This window comes from Candidatus Mesenet endosymbiont of Agriotes lineatus (assembly GCF_964019585.1).
Lineage (GTDB): Bacteria > Pseudomonadota > Alphaproteobacteria > Rickettsiales > Anaplasmataceae > Mesenet.
In genome coordinates, this window is record NZ_OZ026454.1 from 947142 (window position 1) to 959764 (window position 12623).

7 protein-coding genes and 3 pseudogenes are annotated in these 12623 nt (G+C 31.7%); 7 read left to right on the forward strand and 3 right to left on the reverse strand.

Translation table 11 applies throughout. From position 1 onward, the window contains the following. Positions 1 to 82 precede the first annotated feature (82 nt). Positions 83 to 293 (forward strand): annotated as a pseudogene (locus tag AACL19_RS07075) (IS630 family transposase); the annotation flags it as partial. Between the two features lie 484 nt (positions 294 to 777). On the opposite strand, the pseudogene AACL19_RS04500 reads toward AACL19_RS07075, so the two are convergent. Next, positions 778 to 873, reverse strand: a pseudogene (locus AACL19_RS04500) (IS5/IS1182 family transposase); the annotation flags it as partial. A gap of 600 nt (positions 874 to 1473) precedes the next feature. On the opposite strand from AACL19_RS04500, the pseudogene AACL19_RS07080 reads away from it, so the two are divergent. The 6 genes and pseudogenes from AACL19_RS07080 to AACL19_RS04525 form a co-directional block, all read left to right on the forward strand. Continuing rightward, positions 1474 to 1596, forward strand: a pseudogene (locus AACL19_RS07080) (transposase); the annotation flags it as partial. A 356-nt stretch (positions 1597 to 1952) separates the two neighbouring features. Continuing rightward, on the forward strand, positions 1953 to 2330 hold the full coding sequence (locus AACL19_RS04505; protein WP_339045320.1) for a hypothetical protein: 378 nt from the start codon (positions 1953 to 1955) through the stop codon (positions 2328 to 2330). A gap of 350 nt (positions 2331 to 2680) precedes the next feature. Beyond that, positions 2681 to 3064: a hypothetical protein gene (locus AACL19_RS04510; RefSeq protein WP_339045321.1), complete on the forward strand. Its 384-nt coding sequence runs from the start codon at positions 2681 to 2683 to the stop codon at positions 3062 to 3064. Next, the gene (locus AACL19_RS04515) at positions 2992 to 6690 is read left to right on the forward strand and encodes an ankyrin repeat domain-containing protein (protein WP_339046680.1); all 3699 of its coding nucleotides are present in this window, start codon (positions 2992 to 2994) and stop codon (positions 6688 to 6690) included. Before AACL19_RS04510 ends, AACL19_RS04515 begins: the two co-directional genes overlap by 73 nt. A gap of 27 nt (positions 6691 to 6717) precedes the next feature. Then, positions 6718 to 8610 (forward strand): ankyrin repeat domain-containing protein, encoded by a 1893-nt coding sequence (locus AACL19_RS04520; protein WP_339045322.1) that lies wholly within the window; start codon positions 6718 to 6720, stop codon positions 8608 to 8610. A 124-nt stretch (positions 8611 to 8734) separates the two neighbouring features. Then, a complete protein-coding gene (locus AACL19_RS04525; RefSeq protein ID WP_339045323.1) occupies positions 8735 to 9793 on the forward strand; it encodes a hypothetical protein in 1059 nt (352 codons plus the stop codon). Between the two features lie 259 nt (positions 9794 to 10052). Here the strand turns inward: AACL19_RS04525 and AACL19_RS04530 are convergent, their stop codons facing one another. Together AACL19_RS04530 and prfB are read right to left on the reverse strand one after the other, a co-directional pair. Continuing rightward, positions 10053 to 11261, reverse strand: a complete 1209-nt coding sequence (locus AACL19_RS04530) for a pyridoxal phosphate-dependent aminotransferase (protein WP_339045324.1) — start codon at positions 11259 to 11261, stop codon at positions 10053 to 10055. A 150-nt stretch (positions 11262 to 11411) separates the two neighbouring features. Then, positions 11412 to 12516, reverse strand: a protein-coding gene (gene prfB / locus AACL19_RS04535; RefSeq protein ID WP_339045325.1) for a peptide chain release factor 2 whose coding sequence is annotated in 2 segments (ribosomal slippage) — positions 11412 to 12440 and positions 12442 to 12516 — 1104 coding nt in all. Because the reading frame shifts where the segments join, the coding sequence is not laid out codon by codon here. Between the last annotated feature and the right edge of the window lie 107 nt (positions 12517 to 12623).

Sequence of the window (12623 nt, forward strand, 5' to 3'; positions counted from 1 at the left end):
ATGGTTGATGCCAGAGTTATGATTTAAGGAAAAAGGCAATTGGATGAAGGAGAAAGTAGGTTGGTCAGAGGTTTAAGATAGAACTCTGTATGAATGGCAGCAAAGACGTAAGGAAACAGGGGATTTTTAGTCATTGGAACTATAATCATAAAATTACCGGCTGAATTTGTGAAGGTACTATCGGAAATGGCTAAGTTTTAGGGTAATATTAATTTTCGAACAATACATAGAGCACTTAAAAAGATTGGATTTGTGCGTAACAAAAGACCTACGGATACGAAGAAAGAGATGAAATTTAAAGAAATTATAGCAACCTAAAAGTCTGGTATGAATCAATAATACAGAACTTATGGATATTGCCAGAAATGCTTTAAAATCTGGAAAAAAGAGTCAGAGTATTAGTATGTTCTGAATAATGGGAAAATAATTGCTCCTATGACCTTCGAAGTGATACAGAGGTTTTTAACTTTAACAATTTTTAACACTAGCCTGGTCAAACATTGACATTTCCATAAATCTAAAAAAATCAGTGAATTTGCTAAGGCACTGAAATCTTCCACCCTGACTTTAATAAACTCATTGGTTAAAAACAGAGCCAGGAAGAACATCCCTCTGTTCAAGTCATATTTTGCTTTCTTATGAATTCTTCTGTGGGAAATGCTATACGATAAACATGTGACGTAATCTTAAATATTTTTGAACCTAATTTTCTACTCTCATTCTAAACAATTTCTGTTATGCTCTTTCTGCTCTGAATTAATAGACCTCTTTCGGAACTCATATAGAAAGTTCCCAGTTGTAAATACCAGCTATCAAATTGAATCTCAGAGCAAAACGTTTCCTTCGGTTTCTGTAACGATTAGCTATTTTTTTATGTAGTTAGCTTCAGCTTTAGTATTAGATCTACTTTAGTTTATTTATAAACACAGCTCTCACAGTACGTTTGATTTCACGTAGTATTTTGTACTAAATACAGATATTTACAGGTGAAATAGCAGTAGAGAAATGTGCTACAAATTACGTAGATATTGTAACTGACCATCTACATATTCTATGCCACCCACTATCCAACAATATATTAAAAAGCTATTCCAAGAATTTGAACAATTAAAAAAAAGATATTTGGGCTGTTACTGTTGGTAATGTAAATTCTACAGATGTACAGCAATATATTGAAGAGCAAGAAGTTCATATTTAACATCTCTGAGTTTTAAAACTTACTTTATAAGCTTTAACTCATACCACCAGCTTTAGCTGGTTGTAATTGATATTGCTTAATCTTTGGAACTACTGAAGTTAGAGAGACCTTCATCGCTGTTTGCAAGCACTTAAAGATGACAAGTGGCAACACGTTTGGAAAACAAAAATATTTTGTAAACAATTGAGGTAATAGACATGCAAGTTGTTGCCTTAGAGAAAGAAATTGATGAGCATATTGATAACTCCTTAACAATGTAACAGAAGACTGTAAAAGGTGTAGTACATATTACTGCTGTTGCTATTATCTCAGAAATGCCTCTAGTTAATAATTTTACTAATGCCAAACAATTTACAGCCTTTTCTGGTTTAAATCCACTGTGTTACCAATCAGTGTAAGAAAAAGAAAAGAAATGTAAATAGGATCTGAGCGTATCCGCAAGGCTCTTTATATGCCAGCCATAGTAGTTAAGAATCATAATTCTCACTTTAAAAAGTTCTGCCGATGTTTAACAAACAAAGGAAAATGTCCAATGGTCATAATTATTGCGTTAATGAGAAAATTAATGCATATATCCCTTGGTATTTTCAAAAACAATCAGCCGTTTAATTATAATGTAGTGACATGATCTGTTGACATCAATGACAGTATCTTTTCACAGTTTTGAGAAAAAAGTGAATATCCCAACTTGTAATTGACATTAATCTAACTTTCTACTTACCTAGTGTAAAGTTTTTTAAATAATGTAGGGGCCATGGCTAAAGATAGTGAATCTAATATTTACTCAAAATATCTTGCTCGTTACGACTATAAAACTCTTACTATGGGTTGTGGTTGTTTGCTAATACTTGTAAACGCTGTTACGTTTATAATTCCTCTAATCTATGCTATAGATAAAAGTTTTAGCATATTTACTCTAAGTATTATTGCGTTATGTCAAATCATTATATCTAATATATTCATATATACTTTCATGTATAGAGTAAATAGAGAGTGGACAAAACATATTAAACGATCAAAATCAATGTACACAATTTACACAAACACTATTACCTGGGCTCTTAGTGTAACTGCACATAATACTTACAACGGAACTGAAGTATTATACATAGGAATTCAAATTGGAATTTAGGTACATTCGTTATACCAAAGATTCAAGAAACTAACGTGGGCCATGGTATAACCAAATTACCCCAAGCACTTCTGGAATTGGTGTTTCATGTGCTACTAAAGAAACTAACACAATAGATGATTATATAGAATTTAAGCTATCTTGTTCAAAAATTTCTAAGTCATATAACATAAGCAACGATGATATACAAGGAAGAAATATTATAGTGGATATTGTAGTGCATAATCACAGTTACAATTTACATTTAGATTAACTTGATAAATAGATTTCTAAACAAGCGATTTATTATAATTGTGTTTATAAAAAAATAGTTCTATTTTATATCAAGTTTAATATAAAATAGGTTGATTATGTTAGATAGGGTATATATAGATATAGACAATGCTCTAAGGAAAAAAGGAAATAATGTTACTTTATCAGAACTAAAAGTAGATTCGTTAGATGAGAAAAAATTAAAATATGATGATCATTATTTTTCTGAATTGTTTTTTTATGCTTTAAATGGTAATAATAAACGCGTGATTGAGCTATTTATAGCAGAAAGAGAAAATATTTCAGATATCAAAGATAAATATAGTAGTTCTCTGTTACATAATGCTGTTACTGCTGATAGAAAAGAGGTTATTCAATTACTGATAAAAAAAAAGCAAATGTTAATATTATTGATAATGCTGCTCAAACACCATTACATTATGCTACAAAAAAAGGCAGCCAAGATATCATGCGATTGCTGATTCAATATGGAGCAGATCCTAATGCTCGGGATAAGGATGGCAAAGCACCATTACATTATGCTATAGAAAAAGGCAACCGAGATGCAGTTCTGTTATTAATGGAGTATAACGCTGATCTTAATGTACAAGATGAAGGTGATAGAACCCCGTTATATTGGACCATCAGTTACAATAATACAGATATTGCTAAGTTATTGATATTTAGTGGAGCAGAAATTAACAACAGTACTTCTTTGCCATTATTGCATCGTGCTATAGAAAAAAATAACCAAGAAATTGTTCAATTATTAGTACAAAGTAAAGCAGATCTTAATGCTAAAAATAAATATGGTAACACTCCATTAGACATTGCCGTCCATTATGAACGCCTAAATATTATTATGCTGTTAATAGATAGTGGAGCAAAAATTGACAGTAACATGTTATTTTATGCTGTTGAAAAGGGTAACAAAAACATAATTACATCATTGATATCTCATGGTGCAAATGTTAATGTTCAAAATAATGCAAAAGAAACACCATTACATACAGCTATTTACCAAAGTCAAGGTAATGAGTATATTGTTACACTCTTATTACTCAATGGAGCAGATGTTAATGTTCCAGATAATGCAGGAAAAACACCAATAGATATAGCTATTGGACATAGTAATGAGCGTATTGTTCAACTCTTAATACAAAATGGAACAAAGATTAGTAATAAATCAGATTTATTATATCAAGTCACTGATAAGGGCTATAAAAATGTGGTTGAGACGTTAATTAGCAGCCATGTAGATCTCAATTTTAAATACGAATATAATGCAGGTGATACACTATTACATCTAGTTGCTAAAAAAGGCTATAAGGATATTGCGCGGTTGTTTATAGCAAATGGAGCAGATCTTAATGCTAAAAATGAATATGGTAACACTCCATTAGACATTGCCGTCCATTATGGACACCTAAATATTATTATGCTGTTAATAGATAGTGGAGCAGAAATTAACAGTAATGTGTTATTTTATGCTTTCAATCAAGGTAATCAAGACATGATTGAATCATTGATATTGCATAATGCAAATATTAATATTCAAAATAATGCAGGAGAAACACCGCTACATATAGCTGTTAATCAAGGTGATAAGCATATTATTCAATCCTTAGTGTCACATGGAGCAAGTGTTGGCAATAGAATAGATTTATTGCATCAAGTTATTGATAGAGGTCATGAAAATATAGCTGAACTGTTAATTAAAGCTGCGAACCCTAATATTAAATATAGCAATGATATGGGTAATACACTATTACATCTGGCTGCTGAAAAGAACTATCAAGGTATTACAAGGTTATTAATAGAGAAGGGAGTAAATGTTAATGCTAAAAATAAGTATGGTCAGTCACCATTAGACCTTGCTATTTTATCTGGCAGGGCAAAAACTGTTCAATTATTAATTGATGAAAAAGCAGAGATTAATCTTTCTGATAAAATTGTATGTTGCCAGACAATTGGACATGATCTTAAAAATGTTGTTGAATATTGTATCAATAAAGCAGGGAATATAAATATGTTATATGATAGTCATGGTTCTCTATTACACTATGCTGCTAAAAAAGGTTATACGGATACTGCTGAGTTATTAATAAAGAGCCGTGCAGATGTTAATGTCCTAGACGAAAAGTTAAAAACACCATTACATTATGCTGCTGAAGAAGGTTATGTGAATATTGCTAAGTTATTAATAAGTAGCTGTGTAGATGTTGATATTAGAAATATAGACAGTAAAACGCCACTATTTTTAGCTATCGGTGACGGCAATCAAGATATGGTTGTGTTGTTAATAGAAAATGGTGCAAGTATTAATATTTATGATATATCTTTTAATACTCCATTGCATTATGCTGCTGATAAAAATGATAACTATCCTATCTTTGAATTGCTGGTCATGAGTGGTGCAGATATTTATGCTAGTAATCAACACAATCAGACAGCGATGAGTATTGCTGTCAGTAAGAATAATACTAATGTTATTGACTTACTAACAAATAGTACGAAAAAAATAGAAAATACAATACCAAGTATGAAAAAAATAGATCACGACAGTTGTGGTGATATGAGTATTATAATAAATCAAGTTGGAAAACATCCTGAATGTTTTTACCCTGAATTGCCATTTCAAAGTTTTCGTGATTTGCCATTTTGCAGTGATATAGCAACTACACAAGATGTACTTAGTATTAGTAATACTAATTATATTAGAGGAAATACATCTATGGTAGGGTCAGGCCTCTTAGCCTACTTTTTTGCATCAAAGTTTATGTGCTATTTAAATCAGAAAAAGATGATTTCTGATAAAAAAAATGAACTTTTTGATTCAATATGTATAGGTGATATAAAAAAGACCACTCTACTGCTAAAATCAAGGGTTAATCCAAATGTAAAAAGTGATTCTAACCAGGCACCTATCCATGTTGCTGTTTTATCCAGTAACTTACGTATAGTAAAGAAATTAGTTCGATTTGGAGCTGATATCAACATATTGAATTGCAATGGAAGCACAGCCCTAGATCTTGCAATTTATCAACAAGATCAAGATATGATTGGATTCTTGTTAGATCAAGGTGCAATGGTTGATATTGGAAGTACACCTACTCTTTACTTAGCTATTTTGAGAGGGAAACAAGAGATAGTAAGGTTGTTATATGACAGAGGAGCGAATATTAATCTCAATAATGATGAAGGATGTACAGCTTTATTCCCTGCAGTTTCTGGGGATTATATAGAAATAGCTAGCTTTTTACTTGAATCAAAGGCAAATGTTAATGTTAGTGATATATATGGAACCTATCCTATTCATTTAGCTGTATCTCATGCAAAAAATCTTGATATGGTAACGCTGTTATGTGACTTTGGTGCTGATGTTAATGTACAAGATAATATGGGAAGAACAGCTTTGTCTATAGCAATAACATGCTATGCTCAAGAGGAAAAAAATGGTATGCAAGATATAGTTGGCTTCTTATTAAGAAAAAAAGCACGTAGTGATATTTCTGATAAAAATGGTGATTATCCTATTCACTTAGCTATAAAACAGATGGAGCACCCAATTATAGTTGAGATGCTCCTTGTTACTGACCAAAATAATGTAAATCATAGAGACCTTGCTGGGCTTACTCCTCTCAATTTAGCAATAAAATATGGCAACTTAGATGCGGTTATTGTGTTAGTTAAGTACAACAGTATTAGTGATATAGGACATGCTTTTGCTATTGCTACAGAAAATGAGATAGCTTATCCAGCTATAGAAAGATTTTTATTGCAGTGCATAAGAGATTTCAGTATCAAAAATGGTATTGAACCGATATCCGTTGGTTCAGTAATTTTATGGGAGACTGAATTCAGTAAATTGCCAAAGCATAAAGTGTGTGAGCTTTTTACACCTAAACGTAAAAGATCTAATGATAGCTCCAGTACAAAATCGTCTTCTTTTTATTCAATGTCCACTCAATCTTCTTCAGCATCATTTAAATCTTGCTCATCTATAAGTACTGCTTTATGTGATAAATTCAATGATTTATTAGATTTTGATCAATTTGAGTGTGATTCAGTTTCACCTGCCGTAAAAAGAGTAAAAATCAGTAGGTAAAAATAATAAACCAACTATAGGGGAACTATGAGTTTGCAAGAAGAATTTTTTTCTGCTATATCTTCTGCCAATATACAGAAAGTTGCACGAGCATTGTTGTCTTCATCTTTAAACATTAATGTACAAAATAGTGAAGGGCAGACTGCTATTTTGTTAGCTGCTTTACATAGCAACCTGTGTATAGCAAAGATGTTAATGGTATTTGGGGCTGATCCAAACATAAAGGATAAATATGGTATGACAGCCATATCTATGGCAACTGTTAATAATACGGAGATTCTTGAGATATTACAGCATACTGAGGAGGAAGGTAAATACCCAGAACAAAAAGTGAGCATACAAGAAATGTTTTTTTATGCAGTGTCTTCTAAACAAATAAAGAGAGCTGTATTTATGCTAGCAAACACTTCAACTATGAAGATTGATGCAAAAAATGAATATGGGAACACTGCTGTTCATTTGGCCGTTTCGAATAATGATCTGCATATGTTAGAAATATTAGCAGCATTTAGAGCTAATCTTAATATACAAGATGACCAAGGTAATACAGCCTTATTTACAGCAATTTTAGGTGGCAGTTTAGATATGATTCAAACTTTATTAAAATTAGGTGCAGGATACAATATTTGTAACATTAGGGATAATTTCCCCATTCATTTAGCAGTCGAGAGAAGATATTTAACCATAATTAACCAATTATGTACAGAAGATACTGTAAATCGAAAGAACTTTAACGGGTTGGTGCCTCTTCACTTGGCAATAAGACATAATAGTGTGGGTATAGTAGAAAAATTGTTACTATGTGACCATATTGATATTAATATACGTGACAATAATGGAGATACCCCTTTGATTATGGCAGCTAAAAATGATTGTCTAGAAATAGTAAGGCTCTTATTAAAACATGGGGTTAATCCTAGTCTGAAGAATTATGCTGGAAAAATGTTTTCTGACTTTGCGAGTTCACAAGGAATGGAATGTTTAGCAACTACCGTGAGTTTATATGGGAGTATTATATGTTCATCTTCTCCATTGAAGCGCAAGGGGTCTATGGATGGGATGGATGATGAGTCGGACAAAAACTCACATAGACCTAAAGTTGAGTCTTTAGAATACACATATCAAAAACCTTTGGACGAGCAAAATACAACTCGTAGATTTGCAATACGTAAACGCAAAAATCTTACAAATACTTCATATAAATGTGAAAGCTTCCTTAACATGCCAGGTATAAGCTTACCTAAAGCTCCGCACAGAGAATATAATATGTTGGATATAGATTCACCGGCATCTTCCACTAGTATGTTAGATATAAACTCACCAGCATCTTCCACTAGTATGTTAGATATAAACTTACCGGCATCTTCCACTAGTATGTTAGATATAAACTCACCAGCATCTTCCACTAATATGTTAGATATAAACTTACCGGCATCTTCCACTAATATGTTAGATATAAACTTACCGGCATCTTCCACTAATATGTTAGATATAAACTCACCGGCATCTTCCACTAGTATGTTAGATATAAACTCACCTAAATCCGCTTCCTGTGGATCTCTAAGTGAATATGAAAACTTTTCTAATATGTCAAATATAGTCTCACCCGAATCTCCAGTTCAAAGAAGGTGTAGATTAGATACAGGTTTACTAAGATCTACTAGTATGGGTTCACCTAGGTCTGTTTTTTCTAGATCACCATATAAATGTGAAAACTTTTCTAATATATCAGATATAAGCTTAGGTGGATCTTCATTTCGATCTGATAGTATTGATATGTTTGATATAAGCCCACCTGAATCTAATGTCTCTCAGTCATCTTATATGTCTAGATGTGGAAGGTATTTTAGTACATTAGACTTGAATTCCTCTGAATGTGACTCTCCTAAGTCATCTGCTAAAAGAATAAGGCTTAGATAAACTGTAGTTTTTTAAGCCTACTCCCATTTCATTATAAATAACTTTATTTTGCAAAATTGCATGATTTTTTCTATATATATATTAGTATAAAAATAATTAGATATGTAAAAGGTATATATGCAAGATGTTTAGTAATAGAAAAGATTTCTTAGGGGCAGAAAAGGTTGTTAAAAAAGGTAAAGCTGATAACTTATTTCAAAAGTTAAAATGCATAACAAAAAATTATACTGGTCATACAACCGCAGATTTAGGTAAAAGGAAGCCTACCAGATGTCCTTATAGGGTAATTCGTAATTATCTTAGAGAAGCTACTGCTCGTGATATTTATGCTAATGATTTTCTTTTATTCTTACGCCAACCAAAGGAATTTGATCGGTACAAATATAATCAGCATTTAGGAATATATAACCAAGCAATTCTTAGTCTAGATATAGGCAATCAGTATGTTAATGATTTACTACCTAAAATGAATAAAATTATATTAAATAACTTAGGAAAAAAAAGCATTAAATTTAATATGATAAATGAAAATCACAGGGTAATAGCACTCCAATATTATCTGGGAGATAGAAAGTCACACTTTAATGTACTTAACACTAGTTTAAATAGTTTCTTTGCAAAAGCTGCGTATAGTTCTGATCTAAATGAAATTATCAAGGCTGTAAGAATTATAATCAAATATAATAAGAATTCTATTGTAAGTAATAATCTACAATCTCAAGAAGTAATCTTTAATAAGAAAGGACAACAAATAGATAACTTACAAGCAGAATATGAAGATGGATTTTGTTCTATTGGCATAGTACTAAATCCAAAGCATACTTACTCCACTACCTACCAAGTTATTAAGCTTATTGCACATCAGTTTATACACTATGGTGATAACAAAGTTAACAAAATCGGAGCTGCAAAATTATTTGTTCAAATGATCAAATGTAATATAGGACCACAGGAGGTAATTTATGCTTTAAATAAATTCTTTACAGATTATAAGTTGTGTAATGATAGAGCTTTTGTATGTTATCTAGAGGACTGTATGATTTATATAGTGAATAAAGCAAATGATAACGATATTATAAATTCATTAGAGAAGATGAGTGTTGTATCAAGTGAATTGCAACAGACTGAAAGCTTTAGTTCTATTAGCTCATGCTATACAACTAGTCCTAGCACGAGTATATAATTTGGTATCAAGCCAAATTATCATAACTTTCATCAGTATTTTTAGCAATGAAGGTTTATAAAAATCAACAATTCCAATTCTCTTTCATCATGTTAGTTTCCCTGTTCTACTTTCTATATATGAACATTTATCCTACATTTTTGGTTTTAGCAGTATACTTTCTAAATTTTTTACTTTTTCACAAGAAATGATATATTTTAATATATCATTTCTTGGCATGATTTACAAAAATTTCACTTGATCTAATGGGTACTTTAAATTACTCGTATAGGCTCTTACATGCTTTAGTTATTTGATCACAGCCGTAAGATAATTGCTCTTCAGAGGCTGCATAAGAAATTCTAATGAAGTTCTGCATACCAAAAGCAATTCCTGGCACTACTGCAACTAAGTAGTCATCTAGAAGATATTCTCCAAAATCTAAATCATTTTCTATTAATTTGCCTTTCTTTGTACGTCTACCCATTAAATCATTACATGAAATAAATAAATAAAACGCACCATTTGGAACAAATATTGATAACCCAGGAATTTCCTGAAGCTGACCTATTACCATATCCCTACGTCTTCTAAAGATGTCTACTCTTTCCTTTAAGAAATCATGACTACCATTAAGTGCAGCTACAGTAGCTGCTTGAGCAATTGAATTTGGATTAGAAGTGCTCTGAGATTGTATAGTGGAGACTGCATCAATTACATCATTCTTTCCTGCAATATAACCAATACGCCATCCAGTCATAGAATAAGCTTTGGAAGCACCATTAATTATAAAAACCCTCTTATATAACTTTGATTCCACTTGCGCAATATTAAAGAATTTTTGATCATCATATATAATATGTTCATATATATCATCTGTGACTATATTTACATGTGGATATTTAAGTAAAACTTGTGCAATATCTTTTAAATCATTATATGTATATACAGCACCTGTTGGGTTACTTGGTGAGTTAATTACAAGCCATTTTGTCTTATTAGTAATCTTTTCTTCCAGTAGAGCAGGAAGCAGTTTAAAATCATTCTTTTGCTTACATTCAATAATTACTGACTTTCCCCCGGCAATCGCTATCATGTCAATGTAAGAAGCCCAATATGGAGCGGAAATTATAACTTCATCACCGTCATTTATTGTTGACATAAACAAATTATAGAGCGCTTGCTTAGCCCCTACAGTAACGCAAATCTGATCTAATTTATAAACAAGCCCATTATCCCTTTCAAACTTGTTTACTATTGCCTCTTTTAGTTCTTGAGTGCCACTGACAGCTGTATATTTGTTTTTTCCATTGTTAATTGCTGTAATAGCTGCTTGTTTTATATGCTCAGGAGTATCAAAATCAGGCTCTCCAGCACTCATCACACAACATTGCAACCCTTTAGCTTTCGATCGATTTGCTCTATCGGTAATACTAAGAATTGGTGATGGTTTTATACCTAACATCCTTTTTGCAATAACATTTGACATAAACTTAAACTTACTCTTGTTTAAAATTATAATGTAAGCTCTTGTCTGTAAAGTATTTTATACATTTGAACCTTTCAACAAAACCAACTATTGTATAATATCTAACAACAAGAAAATTTAGGTTAGCTCCCTAAAACGACATAATCAATTTTAAGATTTATTTGTCAAAAAAGCCATAATGAATGGATCAATGTTACCATCTAAAACTGCATTAACGTTACCTGTCTCTTGTCCAGTTCTTAAATCTTTAACCATCTGATAAGGACTCATTACATACGACCTAATTTGGCTTCCCCAACCAATAGTGGATTTTTTACCATGCTCTCGTGCAATTTTTTGTTCTCTCTTCTGTAATTCTAGTTGATAAAGACGACCTTTAAGTAACTTAAATGCTTCATCCCGATTTCTATGTTGAGAACGATCATTTTGGCATCGCACCACAATTCCCGTGGGAATATGAGTGATTCGTATAGCACTTTCTGTCTTATTAACATGTTGACCGCCAGCACCAGAAGATCTATAGGTATCTATGCGCAGATCTTTTTCATCTATACGCACATCAATTGTTTCATCTATAATTGGCGATATCCCCACGCTTGCAAAGCTAGTATGGCGTTTAGCACCTGCATCAAAAGGTGAAATCCTTACTAATCTATGTATACCACTTTCACTCTTTGCCCATCCGTAAGCTTTTTCACCAATAACCTTTATAGTTACTGACCTTATTCCCACTTCATCACCATCCAGTTTATCTACAATTTCAGCTTTGAAATTATGATAATTCTCTGCCCATCTAATATACATGCGCATAAGCATATTAGCCCAATCATTGCTCTCTGTTCCTCCAGCACCTGAATGGATCTCAATATAACAATTATTGCTGTCTACTATTTCCGTAAACAAGCACTCTATTTCTTTATCTTTAATCCTTTCTTCTAGTTTTAATAAATTATCTTGAATTTCAAAAAAGAAGCTATCATCATTTTCATTTAATGCTAATTCCAAAAGATTAATATTATTGGTATATTCACTTTCCAAACTCAGGAATGAATCTAAGCTTCCCTGAACTTTAGCTTTCTTACTCAAAAGCTCATGTGCCATCTGTACATCTTGCCATAATGAATCATCTGCACATTTAGATTCTAATTCCTTAAGGGATAGACTTAAACCATCTACGTCAAAGACACCTCCTAACCATAGAAATGTTACTACTCAGATTTTTAAAATACTCAAAAATTTCTAATTTTTCTTTCATAATATTTAAACTTTAGAATTTAACATATTTAATACTATTAAAAATAACAATAGACAAAACAAAAATTTGATCATAAAAACATGAACTGATACAGTTGATAATATTTA

Excerpts from the sequence above, each read along its gene's own strand:
- AACL19_RS04525 (WP_339045323.1), top strand. The coding sequence starts at position 8,735 with ATGTTTAGTAATAGAAAAGATTTCTTAGGGGCAGAAAAGGTTGTTAAA.
- AACL19_RS04530 (WP_339045324.1), bottom strand. The coding sequence starts at position 11,261 with ATGTCAAATGTTATTGCAAAAAGGATGTTAGGTATAAAACCATCACCA.
- AACL19_RS04520 (WP_339045322.1), top strand. The coding sequence starts at position 6,718 with ATGAGTTTGCAAGAAGAATTTTTTTCTGCTATATCTTCTGCCAATATA.
- AACL19_RS04505 (WP_339045320.1), top strand. The coding sequence starts at position 1,953 with ATGGCTAAAGATAGTGAATCTAATATTTACTCAAAATATCTTGCTCGT.
- AACL19_RS04510 (WP_339045321.1), top strand. The coding sequence starts at position 2,681 with ATGTTAGATAGGGTATATATAGATATAGACAATGCTCTAAGGAAAAAA.